The 19,542-nt window shown below is 72.6% G+C and carries 14 protein-coding genes; 5 read left to right on the forward strand and 9 right to left on the reverse strand.

Annotation, left to right across the window (positions count from 1 at the left end):
• Positions 1-847: alkaline phosphatase PhoX (locus tag MXD62_RS22465; protein ID WP_248831457.1), on the reverse strand; the 847-nt coding region annotated here is incomplete at its 3' end.
• Positions 848-1,003: 156 nt separating this feature from the next.
• Between MXD62_RS22465 and MXD62_RS22470 the strand changes: the two genes are divergently transcribed.
• Positions 1,004-2,368 carry a UDP-glucose--hexose-1-phosphate uridylyltransferase gene (locus MXD62_RS22470; protein ID WP_248831458.1) on the forward strand — a complete coding sequence of 455 codons (1,365 nt, stop codon included), beginning with the start codon at positions 1,004-1,006 and terminating at the stop codon, positions 2,366-2,368.
• A 43-nt stretch (positions 2,369-2,411) separates the two neighbouring features.
• Here MXD62_RS22470 and MXD62_RS22475 read toward each other — a convergent pair whose 3' ends face one another.
• From MXD62_RS22475 to MXD62_RS22490, 4 genes are all read right to left on the reverse strand, one after another.
• Positions 2,412-3,329 (reverse strand): PHB depolymerase family esterase, encoded by a 918-nt coding sequence (locus tag MXD62_RS22475; protein ID WP_248831459.1) that lies wholly within the window; start codon positions 3,327-3,329, stop codon positions 2,412-2,414.
• A gap of 287 nt (positions 3,330-3,616) precedes the next feature.
• Positions 3,617-7,819 carry an ATP-dependent RNA helicase HrpA gene (gene hrpA, locus MXD62_RS22480; RefSeq protein ID WP_248831506.1) on the reverse strand — a complete coding sequence of 1,401 codons (4,203 nt, stop codon included), beginning with the start codon at positions 7,817-7,819 and terminating at the stop codon, positions 3,617-3,619.
• Positions 7,820-8,224: 405 nt separating this feature from the next.
• Positions 8,225-8,689, reverse strand: coding sequence for a DUF1772 domain-containing protein (locus MXD62_RS22485; RefSeq protein ID WP_248831460.1), 465 nt, complete (start codon positions 8,687-8,689; stop codon positions 8,225-8,227).
• Between the two features lie 372 nt (positions 8,690-9,061).
• A complete protein-coding gene (locus tag MXD62_RS22490; protein ID WP_248831461.1) occupies positions 9,062-9,928 on the reverse strand; it encodes a helix-turn-helix transcriptional regulator in 867 nt (288 codons plus the stop codon).
• A gap of 1,593 nt (positions 9,929-11,521) precedes the next feature.
• On the opposite strand from MXD62_RS22490, the gene MXD62_RS22495 reads away from it, so the two are divergent.
• Together MXD62_RS22495 and MXD62_RS22500 are read left to right on the forward strand one after the other, a co-directional pair.
• The gene (locus tag MXD62_RS22495; protein ID WP_020458923.1) at positions 11,522-11,758 is read left to right on the forward strand and encodes a DUF397 domain-containing protein; all 237 of its coding nucleotides are present in this window, start codon (positions 11,522-11,524) and stop codon (positions 11,756-11,758) included.
• A gap of 657 nt (positions 11,759-12,415) precedes the next feature.
• On the forward strand, positions 12,416-13,123 hold the full coding sequence (locus MXD62_RS22500) for a hypothetical protein (protein WP_020458925.1): 708 nt from the start codon (positions 12,416-12,418) through the stop codon (positions 13,121-13,123).
• Positions 13,124-13,270: 147 nt separating this feature from the next.
• Here MXD62_RS22500 and MXD62_RS22505 read toward each other — a convergent pair whose 3' ends face one another.
• Positions 13,271-14,050 (reverse strand): hypothetical protein, encoded by a 780-nt coding sequence (locus tag MXD62_RS22505; protein WP_248831462.1) that lies wholly within the window; start codon positions 14,048-14,050, stop codon positions 13,271-13,273.
• Between the two features lie 847 nt (positions 14,051-14,897).
• Here MXD62_RS22505 and MXD62_RS22510 point away from each other — a divergent pair.
• Positions 14,898-15,302 carry a PPOX class F420-dependent oxidoreductase gene (locus MXD62_RS22510; RefSeq protein WP_248831463.1) on the forward strand — a complete coding sequence of 135 codons (405 nt, stop codon included), beginning with the start codon at positions 14,898-14,900 and terminating at the stop codon, positions 15,300-15,302.
• A gap of 35 nt (positions 15,303-15,337) precedes the next feature.
• On the opposite strand, the gene MXD62_RS22515 is transcribed toward MXD62_RS22510, so the two are convergent.
• From MXD62_RS22515 to MXD62_RS22525, 3 genes are all read right to left on the reverse strand, one after another.
• Positions 15,338-15,859, reverse strand: coding sequence for an oxidoreductase (locus tag MXD62_RS22515; protein ID WP_248831464.1), 522 nt, complete (start codon positions 15,857-15,859; stop codon positions 15,338-15,340).
• A gap of 10 nt (positions 15,860-15,869) precedes the next feature.
• Positions 15,870-16,811 carry a ParA family protein gene (locus MXD62_RS22520; protein ID WP_112108263.1) on the reverse strand — a complete coding sequence of 314 codons (942 nt, stop codon included), beginning with the start codon at positions 16,809-16,811 and terminating at the stop codon, positions 15,870-15,872.
• A gap of 234 nt (positions 16,812-17,045) precedes the next feature.
• Entirely contained in the window at positions 17,046-18,815 is a 1,770-nt protein-coding gene (locus MXD62_RS22525; RefSeq protein ID WP_248831465.1) for a serine/threonine-protein kinase, read from the reverse strand.
• Positions 18,816-19,050: 235 nt separating this feature from the next.
• Between MXD62_RS22525 and MXD62_RS22530 the strand changes: the two genes are divergently transcribed.
• The gene (locus MXD62_RS22530; protein WP_071061261.1) at positions 19,051-19,518 is read left to right on the forward strand and encodes an SCP2 sterol-binding domain-containing protein; all 468 of its coding nucleotides are present in this window, start codon (positions 19,051-19,053) and stop codon (positions 19,516-19,518) included.
• The last annotated feature ends 24 nt before the right edge of the window (positions 19,519-19,542 follow it).

Below are 19,542 nucleotides of genomic sequence, written 5' to 3' on the forward strand. Positions count from 1 at the left end.
GCTCGCCGACCGCGTCGTAGGCCCAGACCCGGTTGTCGCCCTTGGTGGTGAAGAAGCAGGTGCCCGCCACGTAGTGGCAGCCCTCGCCGCCGTCGAAGGCGCGGGCGTCGGAGACCTGCCTGCGGGTCGACCGCGGGAGACCGTCCGGGTCGGGGACCCGCGCCCAGCGCACCGGACCGGACTCGGTGTCCTCGGGTGCGACCAGCACCTCCAGGACGCCCGCGGACAGATCGCCCCACCGGGCCGGGCGGAAGCGGTAGAAGCAGCCGTCACGGCGGTCCTCGGTGAGGTAGACGACCTGGCGGTCGGGGTCGCAGGCGGCCGCCTCGTGGGTGAACCGCCCCATCGCGGGGCGTGCCACCGCGTCCCGGCGGCCGTCCGGCCATGTCTCGTGCACCCGCCCGAACGCGTGCTCCTCGCAGGAGAGCCAGGTGCCCCACGGCGTCGCCCCGCCCGAGCAGTTGGCCGAGGTTCGCCGCAGGATCCTGCTGGCCGAGACGATCGTGCCGGTGGCGTCGAAGCGCAGCGCCGAGGCGCCCCCGCGCCACGCCGTCTCGGAGTTGGAGACATAGGTCCAACCCGTTCCGGCGGGGAAGCAGGCGCCGCCGTCCGGGGCGTCGTGCCACTCGAGATCCGTGCCGGGGACGACCTGGCGCGAACGGGCGACCACCCGGCTGGTGAACCCGCGGGGCAGGGCGACCCCGTTGGCGTCGGGTGCCTGAGGGGGGCCATAGGGGCCCTCGCCCGGTCGGGCGGTGGCGGCGAGCGCGGGTGCCCAGCTCGCTCCGGACAGAGCGGCCACCCCGGCGCTCGCGAGCGCCAGGCGCAGCACGGTGCGGCGGTCCACGGTTGTCGCCTCCTCACTGCGGTCGGCGACCCGACCCTAAAGTGATGGCGATGGCACTGACAGTAGTGGTGGGGGCGGTGGCGGGTCGTCCGCCGGCGGCGGTGACGCATGTCTCTGGCGCCGGAGGCGCCGGTGGGGCGTTGATACGGTTCGTCCGTGCTGGTCTCGGTTTTCCCGTCCGATGACGGTCCTGGTCCGGACGATCAGCCCGGGCCGGGGGGCGACTGCGACCGGCGCGGCGAGACGCCCTCGCCGAACGGGCAGGCTGCGGCCGGGCCCGCGGCGCACCGGCGGCACGATCCGCTGGGCGATCGCTGGATCATCGTCTCGGCGGGCCGGGTGGCGCGCCCGTGGCGCGGCGGCCAGGAAGTGGTCGCCACCGCCGTGGGGACCTACGACCCCGAATGCCATCTCTGCCCGGGAAACGTGCGCGCCTCCGGCAAGGCGAATCCCGACTACGACGGCGTTTACGTGTTCGACAACGACTTCCCGGCGCTGCGCCCCGAGCCCGCGGACCTGGCCGCGTCCCCCGATCAGGCGGTGTCTCCCGATCAGGCGGTGTCTGCTGATCCGTCCGGGCTGGATGCGCGGGCGGCGGGGCTGCTGCACGCCGAGCCGGGCATCGGCACGTGCCGCGTCGTCTGCTTCGATCCGGGCCACGACCAGTCACTGGCGAGCCTGGGGCTCGACCGGGTGCGGGCGGTGGTCGACACCTGGGCCGACCAGGAGCGTGAGCTCGGCCGGACCTGGAACTGGGTACAGATCTTCGAGAACCGCGGCGCCGCGATGGGGGCGTCCAGCCCGCACCCGCACGGGCAGATCTGGGCGTCGTCGTTCCTGCCCGACCTCGCCGCGGTCGAGGACCGCACCCAGCGCGACCATCTACGGTCCAGGGGCACCTCGCTGCTGGTCGACTACGCGGCGCTGGAGGCTGAGCTCGCCGCCGCGGATGACGGCGCCAGCACCGCCGCCGCCAGCAGAGTCGCTGCTGGCAAGGCCACCAACGGCAAGGTCGCCAACGGCAAGGCCACTGATGGCGTGGACGGCCCCGGCCGGTCCGCGAGCCGGGTGGTCGTGGCGAACGACCACTGGCTCGTCGTCGTCCCCTACTGGGCGTTCTGGCCGTTCGAGACGCTGGTGCTCCCGCGCCGCCCGGTCGGCCTGCTCCAGCACCTGACCGACGCCGAGCGCGACGCGCTGGCCCAGGCGCTGCGGTCCCTGCTCAGCTGCTACGACGCGCTGTTCGACTCGCCCTTCCCCTACTCGATGGGCTGGCACGCGGCGCCCGGCGCGCGCCCGGATCCCGACGCGCCGGTGCCCGCGCACTGGCAGCTGCATGCCCACTTCCACCCGCCGCTGCTGCGGTCACCGACCGTCCGCAAGCACCTGGTGGGCTACGAGATGTTCGCAGGCGTGCTACGCGACATCACCCCGGAGGACGCCGCCGCCCGGCTGCGGGCCGCCGGGGCGCGCGCGGAGAAACGGACAACAGAGCCCACGCGGGGGCTCACGCCGGGATGATCCCGAGCGGTGGCCTGGCTTCCGGTGGCAGCAGACGCGGGGGTCAGCGGGTGCTGGGGAGCGCCGTCGTCCCGGACCACTGCTGGGAGAACCCCCACAGGGTGCCCGTGGCCCACCACGGCCAGGCGTGTCCGCCGTCCCAGGGGATGCCCACCACCGTCGACGAGCTGGTGACCCGCTCCGACTCGGTGCGCGCGTCCGGGAATGTGACATGGACGTAGTCCGACCAGCCGCCGCGCCACGGCACGGTGGTGTCCGCCGTACCGTGGATGTGCATCATCCGGATGCGTGCCTGGTCGCAGGGCACGAGCAGGTGGCCCGCGACAACGCCGGCCGCCGCGAACACGTCCGGTGCCTCGCAGACGGCACGGGCCGCCAGCATCCCGCCGTTGGAGTAGCCCCAGACGTAGACGCGGCTGCGGTCCACCGGGGTCCGCCGGGCCACGTCGGCCACGAGTTCGCGCAGGTAGGCGATGTCGTCCTGCCCATTCGTCCCGGCGCAGCAGGTGCCGGCGTTCCACGATCCGTCCACGGCGTGCCCGTAGGCGAGCACGAACCCGTGCTCGTCGGCGAACGGGGTGGCCCCGCTGATGTCGCGCATGTCGGCCGCGGTGTGGGCGTAGGCGTGCAGCAGGACGACGAGCGGCCTGGGCGCCCCGGAACGGACGGTGGTGTGCAGGTCGTAGCTGCGCCCCGACCGGAGCGCGATCTCCTTGGTGTACGCCGGGCCCGCGTCGGTGGCATCGCTCGCGGTCCGGTCGCCAGTTCTGTCGGTGGCCCGGTGCATGGTGGACGCAGCGGTCGGTGACGGGGACGCGGACGTCGCGGCCGGCCGTGCGGGGGCAGGCGCCGTAGCCGCGGGAGGTGATCCACCGCCGTACATCAGGGCCACCGGCACGGCGGCCAGCGGGATGCCGACGATCACGAACAGCGCCACCAGGAGCCTGCCGCCGGCCGTCACCGCACCCCCAACGCCCGGCCCAGCGCGACCTGAGGCCACCGAAGACAAGAAGAACAACCCTGCTCACGAGGAGGTGAGATCGGGTGGATCCGGGAGATGTTCGTACGTCGTTGTGATCGGCACAGGATTCTCGCCGGGGGGTGTCATCGTAATGGGCGCCGATGGCCGGTCGTCCCATGGGCGAGGTGTCTGACCGGCCGTGCCCTCCCGCACGCGAGCCGCAACCGGCACGCGAGCCGCAACCGGCGGTCTGCGGGCCCGGCGGGTGACGGGCCCGCGCGGCGAGGTCAGCCGGGGCGCAGTTGGTCGATCGCCCGGTAGACGCGCTCCTCGGAGACCGGGTACGGCGTGCGCAGCGCCTGGGCGAACAGGCTGACCCGCAGCTCCTCGATCATCCAGCGGATCGCCTGGACCGGTTCGGACCCGGCGCGAGCCGGGCCCACCTCGTCGATCAGCTCGTTGAAGGCCTCGACGACGTTGCGCACCCGGAGGGTGAGCTGGCGGTCCCGGGCGGCGTCGGCGGGCAGCCGGTCCAGGCGCCGCCGGGCGGCGGTGAGGTAGCGCTCCAGATCGGGCAGGCGCTCGGCGCCCGTCTCGGTCACGAAGCCCCGGTGAATCAGTGTGTCGAGCTGGGCACGCAGGTCGGTCGCGGTCACCAGCAGCGCCGGGCTGCCCAGCGCCCGCACCCCGAGGCTGATCCCGTGGGCGGCGGCCAGCACGCGCTCGGTGCCGCGGACCACCGACCACGCGGTGTCCGCCAGCTCCGCGCGCACCGTCTCGAGTAGCGCGGCGAAACCCGCCTCGTCCCGGGCGGGCCCGCCGGCGCGGCGCAGCAGCGTGTCCACGGCGGCGGCGACGCAGTCGTCCAGCAGGTCGGTGACGTCGCGGTGCGGGTTGTTGCTCAGGGCCAGCTTCGCCGCGTTCGGCAGCCGGCCGATGATCCCCCGGACGGGGGAGGGGACGTTGAGGAGCAGCAGCCGCCGGGTGCCGGCCCACATCGCGCGGTCGGCCTCCTCCCGGTCGTCGAAGACCCGGACCGCGACCGAGTCGCCCTCGTCGACCAGAGCCGGGTGGGCGCGCACGAGATGCCCGCCGCGGCTGCGCTCGATCACCGCGGGCAGCGTGCCGACGTCCCAGGTGCGCAGGCCCGAGCGTTCCACGCCGGCGGCCGCGGCCGAGACGACCGCCTTCGTCCGGGGCCGTAGCCGGGCCCGCAGCTCGGCCAGGTCCTTGCCCTCCGCGAGCGTCGCCCCGCCGTCGTCGACGACCCGGAAGGTCATCCGCAGGTGCGGCGGCAGCAGCTCGGCCAGCCGCGGCGGCGCCCAGACCCCGGAGGGGAGCGCCGAGCCGCTCATCCGGTGCAGCTCACCGGCGACGGCGTCGGCCAGCGGGCGGTCGTCGGGGGTCAGGCGGTCGTCGGGGGTCAGGCGGTCCAGGACAGCGCGGGCGTAGTTCGGCGCCGGGACGAAGCCGCGCCGCACCACTTTGGGCAGCGCACGGATCAGCGCGGTGACGAGCTCCTCCCGCAGCCCGGGCACCTGCCAGGTGAACGGCTCCGCGCGCAGCGTGCCGAGGACCGGCAGCGGCACCCGCACGGTCACCCCGTCGGCGGCCTCCCCGGGCGTGAACTGGTAGGTGAGCGCCAGCTCGACGCCGTCGGCGTCCCAGGTGTCGGGGTAGTCCTGCTGGCGGATCGCGCCCGCGCGGTCGTTGACCAGCATCGACGCGGAGAAGTCGAGCAGGTCCGGCTCGGTGCGGCGGGTCGCCTTCCACCAGGTGTCGAAATGGCGGCCGGAGACGACGTCGGCGGGTATGCGCTGGTCGTAGAACTCGAACAGCGTCTCGTCGTCGACGAGGATGTCGCGGCGGCGGGCCCGGTGCTCCAACTCCTCGACCCCGGCGAGCAGCTCCCGGTTCGCGTGGAAGAAGGCGTGCCGGGTGTTCCAGTCGCCCTCGACGAGCGCGTGCCGGATGAACAGGTCCCGGCTGACGACCGGGTCGATCCGGCCGTACTGGACCAGCCGCGACGTCACCAGCGGGATCCCGTACAGCGTGACCTTCTCGTAGGCCAGCGCTGCGGCCTGCTTGCGGGACCAGTGCGGCTCGCTGTAGGTACGCCGCAGCAGGTGCTCGGCGAGCGGCTCGACCCACTCGGGTTCCACCCGCGCCACGGTCCGCGCCCACAGCCGGGACGTCTCGACCAGCTCGGCCGCGACGACCCAGGTCGGGATGCCCGGCCCGCGCCGCCCTCCGGTCTCCGCGTCCGCTTCCGCCGGTGCGCCCCGGCCCGCGTCGCCGGCTTCGGGCCGCGCCGGCCTCCGCCGCGCCAGCCCGGAACCGGGGAAGATCGCGAAGCGGGCGCCCCGGGCCCCGAGATAGTCCTTCTTCTCCGGCTCGTAGCGGCCGAGGTGGGAGAGCAGCCCGGTGAGCAGCGCCTGGTGCACCGACCGGGCGTCGGCCGGGCTGTCGTTCGGCTCCAGCCCCAGGCTCCGGGCGATCGCGCGCAGCTGGCCGTGGACGTCCTGCCACTCCCGGATCCGCAGGTAGTTCAGGAACTCGGTGCGGCACATCCGCCGGAACTGGTTGGACGACCGCTCCTCGCGCGCGGTGCGCAGGTGCCGCCACAGGTTCAGGATCGACAGGAAGTCCGACGTCGGGTCGGTGAACCGGGCGTGCCGCTCGTCGGCGGCGGCCCGGTGCTCGACGGGCCGCTCCCGCGGGTCCTGGATGGCCAGCGCGGAGGCGATCACGAGCACCTCGGACAGGCAGCCCAGCTCGCCGGCCGCGAGCACCATCCGGGCCAGTCGGGGATCCACCGGCAGCTGGGCGAGACTGCGCCCGGTCGGGGTCAGCCGTCTGCCGGGCTCGGCGTCCTCGATGAAGGCACCCAGCTCGGTCAGCAGCCGCATGCCGTCGGTGACCTGGCGCGACTCCGGCGGGTCGAGGAACGGGAAGTCCGCCATCTCGCCGAGGCCGAGTGCCTCCATCTGCAGGATCACCGAGGCCAGGTTGGTGCGCAGGATCTCGGGATCGGTGAAGGCCGGCCGGCCGGCGAAGTCCTCCTCCGAGTACAGCCGGATGCAGATCCCGTCGGACGTCCGGCCGCACCGGCCGGCCCGCTGGTTGGCCGAGGCCTGCGAGACCGGCTCGATCGGCAGGCGCTGCACCTTCGTCCGATGGCTGTACCGGGAGATGCGCGCCAGCCCCGGGTCGATCACGTAGCGGATGCCCGGGACGGTCAGCGACGTCTCGGCGACGTTGGTGGCCAGCACGATCCGGCGTCCGGTGTGCGGGGTGAAGACCCGGTGCTGCTCGGCCGAGGACAGCCGGGCGTAGAGCGGGACGATCTCGGTCATCGGGAGGTCTCGGCGGGCCAGCGCGTCGGCCGTGTCGCGGATCTCGCGCTCCCCGCTGAGGAACACCAGGATGTCGCCCGGCCCCTCGGCGCACAGCTCGTCCACCGCGTCGCAGATCGCCGAGACCTGGTCGCGCTCGGTGTCGGCGCCCGCCCCGGTTCGGGCGTCGCCACCGGCTCCTCGCCGGGCCTCGCTGTTGCCTCTTCGGCCGTCGCCGCCGGCTCCCTTGCGACCACCGGCTCGTGGTTCGCTCCGTGCCGCGGTGCCAGCGTCGGCGTCGGTGTCGGCGTACGCGTCAGCCTCGGAGTCGGCATCGACGCCCGGCCCGGTGTCGATCAGAGGGCGGTAGCGGGTCTCGACCGGGTAGGTGCGGCCGGAAACCTCGATCACCGGCGCGTCGTGGAAGTGGCGGGCGAACCGGTGCGGGTCGATCGTCGCCGAGGTGATGACCACCTTGAGGTCCGGGCGGCGGGGGAGCAGCCCGTGCAGGTAGCCGAGAATGAAGTCGATGTTGAGGCTGCGCTCGTGCGCCTCGTCGATGATCAGGGTGTCGTACTGGCGGAGCAGCCGGTCGGCGGTCAGCTCGTTGAGCAGGATGCCATCCGTCATCAGCTTGATCAGCGTGGACGGGCCGACCCGGTCGGTGAAGCGCATCTGGTAGCCGACCAGCCCGCCCCCGCTGCTGTTCCCGCCTCCGCCTCCGTTCGGGCCGGCCTGGGCCCGGTCACGGCCGGTCTCGGGGATCACGCTGCCGAGCTCCTCGGCGATCCGTTCCGCCACGGTGCGCGCGGCGATCCGCCGCGGCTGGGTGTGCCCGATCATGCCGCGCACGCCCCGGCCCAGCTCCAGACACAGCTTGGGGAGCTGCGTGGTCTTGCCCGAACCGGTCTCGCCGGCGATCACCACGACCTGGTTGTCCCGGATGGCGGCCAGGATCTCCTCCCGGCGCTGGCTGACCGGCAGCTCCTCCGGGTAGCCGATCACCGGGACGCTGGCCCGGCGCGTCTCCACCCGCAGCCGGGCGGTCTCGACGTCCGCCGCCAGCCGCGCGATCGAGGAGTCGCGCGCCGCCGGGTCGCGCATCCGGCGGGCCCGGTCGAGGTGCCGGCTCAGGCGGTGGGCGTCGCGCGCCATGAGCTGGGGCAGGCAGGCACGCAGCTCGGCCAGCGGCGGCGGTGCCGGCGGCGGCGTTTCAGCAGGAGAGATCACAGACGGCGTATTCCCGGGCGGTCGTCGGTTCGTGGGTACCCCGGTCGAGCTGGGCACGGGCCACGCTACGAGCGCGGCCGCACTCCGGCCCGGACCGCGGCGGCCGCCTTCGCGCGGCGTTGTCTTCGAGGCAGCTCTTCCGAGTCAGCCCCTCAGGGCAGCATTGTGCCCGCGCCGCCGCGCGCCGGCACCTGCTTTTCTCCAGCGCCGGGCCGGCGGCCCGCATTCCCAGCGGACGCCGGCTCCGGTCGGGGATCGTCCCGGGATCAGCCCCGGGCCCGGGCGGGCGCGCCGCCCAGGCGGGCGGGCGCGCTCAGTAGGCCGACGCGGTCAGTAGGTCGTGGTCGCCGCCAGCGCGAGCAGCACCAGCGCGCCGACGGCGGCGGTGGTGCGGATGGAGTTGAAGAAGTCCCACCGGGCCCGCTGGGACTCCCAGTCGGCGGGCGGGGCCTCCGGGCGCCAGGTGGCCATCGCGTTGTTGATCGGCAGGTCGCCCCGCACCGTGACGAGGATGTTGGTGAACACGGCGACGGCCGCGACGGCGGCGATGATCGCGCAGGTGGACGCGCCGTCCACGGCCGCCACGACGGCCAGCGCGACCGTCGACAGCAGACTGCTGATCTGGAGCGGCTTCATCAGCTTCGGGTAGCTGACGTCGAACGCCTGCTTGACCAGCACATACGAAGTCGGGGGCAGGGAGTGCATCGCGGGCCGGACGGCGACCAGGCCGACGGCCATGGTCCCCGCTACGAGCCCGGTCAGGACCAGGGAGATCACGACAAGCGCCGAGACCATGGTTTTCCGGCTCTCCATCCTGTGGGCGCGGCTGAACGGGTGCATTCATACCAAGTTGTGGGAGCACTTGGGTGCCATTGCCCAGATGTGTGCCGGTTGATGCCGATGTCTGCCGGAGTCACCGACGGTGGACGCGTCGGCCGCCGCCGAGGTCGCTCGGGCCGGCCGTGGCCGGTTGCGACGTCGCGGATCGCCCCGCGGGAGCATCCTGAGCGCCGGGGCGGCGCCGTGTGGAGCCCGCGGCTCCGAAGGGTGTCGAGGCGGCCTGGCCCGCCCGAGCCGTGGCCTGCCTCGTGCCGCCGGACGGCCCCGCATGACTGGCTGGCCTATCCGGCGTCGGGGTGAATCTCGTTGTGGTACGCCTGGCCAGCTTCAGAGCTCGGTGATGATTTGGCTGAGAAGCTTGGGCGTGGTGGCCGGCGGCGGGCTGTCCACCGTCAGCCGGTTCATCGCTTCGGCGTAAATGTCCACATCTTCTCTTTTATCCATGTAGACGGCGCCGGTGAGCTGCTCCAGGTAGACCACATCGGGGAGGTCTGACTCCGGGAAACGCAGGATGCTGAAAGCGCCGCCCTCGGCCGCGTGCCCGCCGAAGGCGAAGGGCATGATCTGCAGAGTCAGGTTCGGCAGGTCGCACAGGGCGATCAGCTGCTCGAGCTGGCTGCGCATCACCTTGGGGCCGCCGATCGGGCGCCGCAGGGCGACCTCGTCGACAACTACCCACAGTCGAGGCGCGTTCTCGCGGTGGAGAACCTTCTGCCGGTTCATGCGCACGTTGACCCGGCGCTCGATGATCTCCGCGGGCACACCGGTGTTGCCCTGCGTGATCACCGCCCTGGCGTACTCCTCCGTCTGGAGAAGCCCGGGGATGAACTGGAGCTCATAGGTCCGGATGAGCTGCGCCGCCTCCTCCAGTCCGATGAAGGGCTGGAACCAGTTCGGGAGCACGTCACCGAAGCTGTGCCACCAGCCGGGCCGGTTGGCCTCCCGGACGAGGGAGAGCAACGGCGCGCGCTCGGCGCTGTCCGTCACCCCGTACAGGGTGAGGAGGTCGTCGACGTCGCGTTCCTTGAAGCTCACCCGCCCCAGTTCCATGCGGCTGATCTTCGACTCCGAGGCCCGGATGTGGTAGCCGGCGTCCTCGCGGCTTATGCCCTTTTCCTCCCGAAGTCGACGGAGCTGTGAGCCGAGCAGGATCCGACGTACGGTCGGACCGCCACCCGGCTGAGTGGTTGTCACTGTCGGCCCCCTCGCCATAGGTCAATGCAAGAGTACGGCATTCGATCTTCTACCCTCGTTCACCTCGCGCCTTCTCCGCCCCGTTCAACTCAGTCACGTCTCGCGGTGCGAACGAGATACGTATACACGGTTGACGGAGAGCGCTCGCGACCGACTCCCAATTTCGGTGGGGTACGAGACCCGGTCCGGCTGTTCCGCATACTGCCCGGTCATTGCGTCCCACGCTGGGTACGCATTCCGAGGTTGGGCGGGCGGCTCCGGGCGCGGCCGAAGCCCGGGCGGCGGGTGCGTAACCCGCGTCAGTCCGGCCGGCTCCTGGGGCGGCTGCCGTTACCCCCGCCATCGGGCATCCCCCGGGGCGGGACCACCGGAGGAGGTCTGGTGGTGCCTGCTTCCATCCGGATCCCCCTTGACCGGATCAGCCTTGCTCGGTCGCCACTGTGGCAGAAAGACCACGCCGGGTCGAGCAGTTGCCGGCCGCCGGAGTACACCTCTGATCTCCTCACCGGTGATCCCGTCGCCGGGATCGGAAGAGCGCCTGTCGACGGCGCGGAGCACACCTCTTTCCCCGCTCGCCGACGGTGCTCGCGCCTCGCGCACGGTGCCGCCGCGTTCGGTCCGGGACCCGCTTCTGTGGGCCGGAATCGGGCGTCGTGTCGACCGTACAACCTCCCCGCAGGCCTGCCGGGCGTGATCGGGACCTTCGTCTCGGCATGTAGGGCGGTACGGCGCTGAGGGCGGGAGCCCGGCCGCGCGGGCCGGAATTCACGTGGGAACGCTGCTCGGGGCACGCGCCGGCGGGATGCCGGCAGGCCGGACGGGCGCCGCCGCGGGCGGAGCCGAACAGGCCGTTCGCCACCACTGCCGGCGCCGGAGAGTGGGCACGATCGGGTGATCACCGGAATGGACCCTTCGGGCGGCCGAGGCGGGCTGGGTGCTGCCTGGCCGGGTCGGGACCGGACCGGACCGGGGTCAGGTTCGACGGGTCCGATGGCGTCGCGTCTGTCGGGGCTGGGTCTGTCAGCCGCCGGGTCCGTGTAGCCGTCGGGTCCGTCGGGCGTCGGGTCCGTCGAGCCCGGACGTGCCGGGCCGGGGCCGGAGGGCTGCGGGTTCGTGGCGGGCTCTCTTCCTTCCGATCTTCTTTGTCGCCGGAGAAAGTCCTACACCACAGGGGATCTCCGCGATGATCCGTGTCCGTAACGACGATGAAATGTAGACGGAACACGAGATCGACGTTTCGCCCGCGGTATTCCGTAGTGCATTCAGTGTGTCCTGGTGTTGATGTCGTGTGTCCGCGTCGCGGGTTGTGAGTGTCACCCGAAAGGGTCGATCCGTAGCGGTCGAACGTCGCGTGCACGTGGGCGCAGGTCGGATGCACGTGCACACGCGCGTGCTGTATCGTGAGCCGAAGTCCGTGCAAGCGCACGCGCCGACCCCCGGAGGGAGGTGGGACGAGGCCTCTCATCGGCCGAGGCTTCCCTGTGGCGGAGCGGTTCTGTGGCCGCGGACGAGCCGCGAGCCGCTCGAGCGGAAAGGTGCCCAGACCGCGTGTAGCGAGCGCCTGGCTCCGGACGAATCTTCAGGAGACCGACCTTGTCCAAGATCTACAGTGGTATGCCTGCCACGGCCCTACAGCGGGTTACCTGGCAGAAGAGTCGACGGAGCAATTCGCAGGGCAACTGCGTCGAGATGGCGCGGCTTCCCGGGGACGCGGTGGCCGTCCGAAACTCCAGGCATCCCGACGGACCCGCGCTGGTTTACACGCGGGCCGAGATTGAGGCGCTGATCCTGGGCGCGAAGGATGGGGATTTCGACAACCTGCTCATCTGAGCGGGGCGGTCTCACGGGGGTCCCCAGCACGTGGCGTCGCGGTCGCCCTCGGGGGTGGTGACCAGGCATCCGTCAGGGTGTCGTTCGACACGTGTGAACTAACGGAAAGTGAAACACCAAACGCATCAAGCGATCTCCAGGTGGCGAACGCATGGGACATCGCGCCACGCACCACCGGCGCCACGAACCTCCGCCTGGGTGACTCGCACCAGGTACGCACCATCACCGCTGACGAACGAGGCGCCGGCCCACCGGCGCCGGCCGCTCGATCAGCTCCAGGGCGAGCTTGACGGATCCTGCTGTAGTCCGTCTCGCTCCGGATCACGACCGGACACCGGCGTCCGGTCATGATCGCAAGGTGAGATGCGTGGCTGGGAGCTCTCCGCCAGACCGTCTCCGTGACGCCCTGCGCGGGCCGCCGTGGCCCGTCGCCAGGCGCCGATACGGGGGCGGGCGGCACCCCGTGGCCTCGGCAGCACCTGTCGGGGCGTATGACGGCCTGTGGACCGCCGGATCCACGCCCGCGCACTGCCCGCACCGAAGCACCCGACCGCCGACGCGAGACCCGGTACCCGCCTCACCACGTACCGATGCGACATCGACCCCCCGGGGCTGACGCGAGCGCTGCCATGCCCTGTACGCGCACCGGAGAGCCGAATGACGACCCTGACCATGGATCGGATCTTCACGTCCGGGGATCTCCCGCTCCTGTCCCTCCCACAGGCCGACGGGCTGATCACCTGCAGATGGTTCCACGAGCCTGTCGTGGTGCGGGCCCTGGCCGAGGACGGCGGTGACGCCGTCGGCGAACGGCGGCGTGCGCAGGTGGGATTCGTGATGGTGGAGCCGAGCTGGCTGGCCCGGGCCGCCGCCGAGCGGGTCCGCGGCCCCGGGATCGACGCGGTCGTGATGCACGTGCAGGGCGGGCTGCCCGGCCGCAGCGCGCTGGCGCTCGCGTTCGCCTCCCATCTGCGGTCGGTGCTGCTGCGCAGCGGGCGGGAGACCCACGTGGTCACCGCCGGCGCCCGGCCCGACCTGACCGGCCTGGCGGACCTGGTGCGCATTCCCCATCTGGTCACCGTCACCGACGCCACCGGCGCGATCGCCGACACCGTGGTCTGGGAGGTCATGACCGACGCCCAGTTCGACGCGTGGCTCGACGGAGCCCCCCGACCGGACCAGCACGCGATCGAGGCCCACCTGCCCGGTCTGCTCCGTCTGCGCGGTCTGCACCGGTCCGGCCGGCTCGACCGCCGGCGAGCCGGTGCCCTGCTGGACGTCCTCGAAGGCGGGACGCTGTCAACCCGGCTGATCCACCTCTGCCCTCGGGTCGTGCTGCCGCTCGCCGCGGCCGCGGCTGCCTAAGGCCACCCGCCGCGAACAGCCCGGTGCGGGCGCTCGACCACGTGTGACCATCTCGTCGCCCGCAGACCGTTGCATCACCCGGTGGGGCGGTGCAAACATGTACTAGCCGCCCGGGGATCCCCCCGTACCCCGGGCGGCCTTTTCATGTCACCGGCAGGGTCGTGCCATCCGTCGGCCCGGGGTCGACCAGCCACCGTCCGGTGCGTCGTCCAACGCCCCGCGGAGCCGGTCGGGGATGCTGATCACCAGCGCGGTGCCCGGATCCGCGCCCGCGGAGCGGATCTGCCGCGCCGCCGCCGCGACGGCCGACTCGATCACCGCAGACACCCCGTCGTTCATCGCCGGGACGGCGTAGACCACGTGGGGGAACCTGCGCAGCAGGTCGCCGGCGACACCGATCGCCGCGCTGATCCCGTGGTTGACCCGCTCGACCTGCACGGCGGCGCAGGATCCGTCGGCGAGCCGGGCGACACCGTCCGGAACGTGCGCGCCGGTCCGGACCGCCCGCTCGTGCTCGTCGCGCCAACGGCGTGCGCCCACCCACCCGACCACCGGGATGCCGGGCGGCCGGTGTTCCAGCAGCAGCCGGGTGCGAGCCACCTCGGCGGCGTGCACGGCTGCGGTCAGCGGGCCCGCGGCGCTGTGATCGACCTCGCCGACCAGGCGTGCGCCGTCCTCGGTGAGGCGCACGATCCGACCCCGGTTGGCGAACAGCCCCTCCGCCTGGACGAGATCCGCCTGCTGCCAGCGCCGCACGACCGCCCTCGCCGCGCTCGGGGAGGCCAGCCGCGCCGGGTCGAGCACGATGGCGAGATCCACCTCGTAGGCCGAACCCATCTCCAGCAGCCAGCTCAGGCACCGGAAGTCACGCGCGTTGATGCGGATGCTGCCCTTGTCGGATCGTTCCTTTCTGGCCACCTGGCTCATCTGTGTGCCTTCCCTGGACACCGGATCGGGTGCCGCCTCCAGACCGGCCCGATCGCCGCGGGGGTCGTCCTGCCGCCGGATCGAGCGAGAAATTTATATAGAGGATTATTCTCTGGTTGTTTCGGCGGCACCCATGGCGAGGTGGGTCTGGCGCCGCGCGGGATGTGGGAGGTGAGGTTCCGCCTCCGGGGTATTCGCCTCCGGGACAAAGGCACGCCGTGGTATCGGTCGATCCCACGGATGAGAACGCCGATTCCTCATCCGATGCGCCATCGTCGGCCGGAGGCCCAATTCTGCCAAGCGGGCGAACGCTGTCAAGTGCTCCGCCGGCCCGGCGCCGGTATTCGTGTCGACCCACGGCCGCTTTCCGTGACTCCGCTCCGCGCCCGTATGGGCCTCGGGTCGTCGCCGCGGCGGGACGCCCGTCCGCGGCTTTACCGGGCCGCGTTTCCAGGATATTGACCGGAGTCAGCACTCCGTCGCTGTGGGCCGGTGGGCGGGTGGGGTTCGCCGCCGGACCCGCCGGACCCGCCGGCTTGGCTGACCCGTCCGTCCGGCCTGCCCGGCTCCCGGCTGGGTGGGTATGACCGCAGGTGGCGCGGCGGTGACGGACCGGTGCCGGGCCCGCCGCCGCGGGACCGCACCGGACGCCCCTCAGCGCCCGCGGCCGGCGGGGGAACGAGGAAAATTCGGCGAAGCCAGGCGGGTGAGGTTCGTTCTCCCACATCTCGGAATCATCCCGCCGGCGCGGTGAATCGGTCCGGCCGCGCGATTCGTGCCGGGAATCTTCCGGGCTTCTCCGCCGCCCGGCGAGCGGCCCGGCCGCGGCCGGGCTACGGTTCCGCCCATGTCGTCAGCCGTCACACTGCCTGCATGGACCGAAACGTCGAAGTACCTGTCACTGACCACCTTTCGTAGTGACGGGCGATCCGTCTCGACGCCGGTGTGGTTCGTGGTCAACGGCGCCGAGCTGCTCGTTCTTACCGACGAAAAAAGCGGAAAGGTGCGCCGTCTGCGTGACTCCCCGCGGGCGACGGTCGCCCCGTGCGACGCACGCGGAAAGGCGGCGGAGAGCCCGGTGGATGTGATGGCAGAGGTCGTCCCGGAACGTACCGGTGCCGCGCGGGCCATGGTGCGCCACCGTTACCGGGTCGCGGCGCCGCTGGTCTCGGCCATGTCGAAGGCGGCACGCGCGGTGCGCCGGCGCCCGCCGGAGACCCAGACCGCCATCCGGATCACCCTGCCTGGCTAGTAGCCGCACCCGCCGCCCGCTGCTGGGCGGCGGCCTCACGTGCCGTGGACGCCGCCGAACATCGCCTCCGATCGCAGCCGCAGGCCGGCCGTCTGGTCCACGATCTTCCGTTGGACGGCGGCCCGGGGGTCGCGGCTGGTGATGCCCTTGATCCCCAGGTCGACGGCCAGCGCCCGCAACCGGGCCACCGCGAGCGGGCCGAGGGCGTCCAGGAGCTGCTCGGCGGCCGCGCGGCTGGGCGCGTCGAGCAGGGATCGGCGCAGCTCCTCGAGCTCGGCTCCGCTGGGAACCTCGACCTGGGCCCGGCCCGCGGCGCCCGCCGCCGTACCAGCGGGACGTCGCGCCGCCGTGCCCGTGGGACGTCGCGCCGCCGTGCCCGAAGGACGTCCAGCGGGGGTGGACACCACGGCGAGCCGGGCGTGGCCCGCGATCAGGTCGGCGACCTGGCGGCTGTCGAGGCCGGTCAGCAGCTCCGCCACCTGGCGCAGCAGCAACGCGCCGAGGTCCGCGGGCGAGGCGCCGGAGTCAACACCCACGGCGCCGGTTCCCGTGCTCATGGTGGTGGCTTCAGTACCCACGGTTGGCCGCCCCGATCCGCCGGAGGAACTCGTCGACGAGCGTGCGCAGCTCGAGCGCGAGCCCGCGGGGAATGCGCTCGGAGAGCACGACGGGGAGCTGGGTTCCGGCCGCGCCGGCGAAGTAGCTGTTGCTCTCCCGGACCATCGCGTCGAACACCGGCGCGTCGAGGCTTTTCGCCAGCTCGATGTGCGGCTGCATCGCGGTGATCGGCTGGCCGCCGTAGTACTGCACCATGGTGAACACGATGCCGAGGATCTGCGGGTCGAGCCGTTTGACCCCCGGGTAGCGGTCCGACTGCATGTCGGCGACCCGGTTGTACTCCCACGCGAAGCGGCGCAGCCGGGTGAGCAGGTGCTCGATGCCCAGCGTCGACAGCTCGTCCGGCCGGGCCGGGACGAGCAGGAAGTCGCACGCGGCGACCGCCATGCGGGTGATCACACCGAAGTTCGGCGGGCAGTCGATGAGCACCAGGTCGTAGTCGTGCGGGTGGAACGTCGCCAGGCCCGCGGCGAGACGCTGGTAGACGTCGAAGTAGTACCGGGTCGAGCGGTGGACCTGCGCCCCGCCCAGCCGGGCCGCCAGGTTCATCTCGACGTCACCCAGCGAGAGGTGCGACGCGACCAGCCCGAGCCCGCCGCCGTTGTGGGTGATGGCCGAGTTGACGACCGGCGGCGTCGTGACGAACGGTGAGAGGTGCGGAACGTAGGACTCGCCGCGCCAGGCCTCGAACCACTCCTTGACGGTCCGGTCGTCGGCGAGATTCGCCCGCCACTCCTCCGGGCGGTAGAACGAGAACGTGAGGCTCGCCTGCGGGTCGAGGTCGATCATCAGGACGCGCTTTCCCCAACGGGCGATGTCCGCGCCGATGTTCGCGGTGAGCGTCGTCTTTCCCACCCCGCCCTTGTAATTGACGACTGCCACGACTTTCACGGCATCCTCGCTCCCGTATCCCGCCGGTGCTGGTAAGAGGAAACCACACGCCGGCGCGTGATTCGTGCGGCGGGGCGCACGGCGGAGATTCGCGCGGAGCGGGTTTGTGCGGAGAGTGTTTGTGCGGCGGGGCCGGGCCGGGGCGGATTCGCCGCGCCGGGCACGCTACTCCGCAGGACGGCCGGGCACGCTGTTCCGCGGGGCGGAGAGCGCGGCGGACCGGCCTGCCGGCCGTCAGGGCGGCGCGTAGCCGATGAGCCCCTCCGCTGTCTGGCCCTCGCAGTCGGCCTGGAGTGATTCGAAGTGATCCTCGCCGATACGGCACCGGTACACCGCCTGGGTGGCCGGCTCCGCCGGCTTCGCCGCGTAGATCCAGCCCAGCACGCCCACCGGCGTGCGACTCTCGCATGAGGACGCCAGCGAGGTGAACGACTCCGCCCCGTTGAGGCACGTGTAGACGGGAACCGTCCCAGGGGCGTCACCGCTGGTGAAGAGGTTGCCCAGCACCTGCTCCAGGTGGAAGCCGGCCGCCGGCGCCGCGCTCGTGAGCGAGGCGTGATCCTGACCGTTGTAGTAGCGGTACAGCGGCGTGGCCGGCGGCAGCTGCGGAGTCTGGGACGGCGCGGGCGCGGGGGCCGGCGACGGCGGCACACCCGGTGTGCCCGTTGAAGGGCCCGGCGGATTCGAGCCCGGCGCCACGCCGGGGGAGCCGGGGGCGGTCTGGGTCGCGCCCGGCTTCGCGGGATCCGCGGCCGGGAAGCCCGGCCGGCTCGCGCGTGCCCCCTTGTCCGCCGGCACCGGGGGCACCATGTCCTTGAGCGCCCCGACCCGCATCCGCGCGTCCTGGTCGCTCCGGTCACCGCTCCCCGCCGACCGGTCCCATCCCACACCGGTCGCGGCGAGCGTGACCGCGAGCACGGCGAGGGCCAGGCCGGCGGCGGCGAGACCGGTCAGCAGGCCGGAGCGGCCGGCACCGGTGCCGCCGGTCCCGCGGCGGCGCGCCCGCAGGGTCCGATCCGCCACCGTGCCGATGCCCGGCGCCACCACCGAGCCCGCCGGTGCCACCGAGCCCGCCCGCGCCGCCGCGGTCTGGACGTCCGACACGTCGGGCGGGGGGCCGGCGCCTGGCGGCGTCGGTGGAACCCAGCCGGTTCCGATCAGTCCGCGGACCGCGGCGTCGGCCTCGTCGAGGCTGGCCACCGCGACCCCGGCGAGGCTGGACACGACCTGCGTCGCCGTCGGCCGCAGGCCCGGGTCCTTGGCGAGGGCACGGGCGAGCAGCGGGAGCAGGTGGTCGGGCACACCGGTCAGATCGGGGTCGTCGGCGAGCATGCGCATCGCGGACACCGCCGGCGCGTCGGCGGGGAACGGGTGCCGCCCCCGCGCCGCGAAGACCACACACAGAGCCCAGGCGAAGATGTCTCCGGGTGGCCCGACCCGCTCGCCGCGAAGCTGCTCGGGTGCCATCCACGCGACGGTCCCGAGCACGCCCCCGGCGGTCGTGTGGCTCGTGGCGTCGAGCGACCGGGCGATGCCGAAGTCGATGATCTTCGGGCCGTCCCAGGCCAGCAGCACGTTGGACGGCTTGAGGTCGCGATGCACCAGGCCGGCGGCGTGCACGGCCACCAGCGCGTTCGCCAGACCGGCGGCGAGGCCGGCGAGCATCGGCCCGTCGAGGTGCCCGCGCCGGCTCACCGCCGCCTGCAGGCTCACCCCGTCGACGTACTCGGTCGCCATCCACGGCGTCGGTGCGTCGACGTCGGCGTCGAGAACGGCGGCGACGAACGAGCCGCGCACCCGGCGGGCGGCGGCGACCTCCTGGCGGAACCGGCCGCGGAACTCGGCGTCGCCGAGCAGGTCAGGCCGGACGACCTTGACCGCCGCTGGTCGGCGGGCGGGGTCGAACCCCAGGTAGACGGCGCCCATCCCACCGGTGCCGAGCCTGCCTGACAGCCGGTACGGCCCGATGGCACGCGGGTCGGAGTCGATGAGCGGCTCCAGCATCCGGTGTCCTTTCCGCCGCGGCTCGGTGTCGACGGCGCCGGGCCGGCCGCCCGGTCGCCGATGGTATCCACCGGCCACATGCACCTGAACAGGCCCAAATGCCACACGGCCGCGGCAGGGTCCGGGTGTCACCTTCGGTGGGGGGCCGCTCCGAGGGCGTCGGGGGGACGCGACATCATGGGGCGTACCGGCGCATGGCCGGCCATCCGTATCGGCGCGGCACCTGGGAGCACCCATGTCCGACCTGTCCGTTGATCTGAACGCCGACCCGGCCACGCTGGTTGACGCGCTGGGCTCGTTGTCGGAGTCCCAGACGGAGACGGTTCTGCGTGGCCCGTCGGGCGACGCCGTCCTCGACGAGCTGTTCGCCCGGATGCGCGACAGCTTCCAGCCCGAGAAGGCCAAGGGCGAGGACGCGCTGGTCCAGTTCGTCCTCAGCGGCGGGCCGGGCGGTGCGACGCGGGTGTATGTGCTGGCCGTCCACGGTGCGGCGTGCGAGCTGACCATCGACCCGCCCGGCGGCACGGCGCCGGGCGGCGGGCGGACGGTGACCATCACGACCGACCGCGTGCGGCTGGTGCGCGTTGTCACAGGGCAGGCGAACGCCGCCAAGCTCTACCTCACTCGCAAGATCAAAATCGACGGTGACCTCAAGTTCGGCGGGCAGGTCGTCTCCTGGTTCGGGGTTCCCTCCGAGAACTGAGCGCCGCCGGTTACCGAGCGCACA

The sequence above is a fragment of the Frankia sp. Mgl5 genome (genome assembly GCF_023242985.1).
GTDB classification, from domain to species: Bacteria; Actinomycetota; Actinomycetes; order Frankiales; family Frankiaceae; genus Parafrankia; species Parafrankia soli.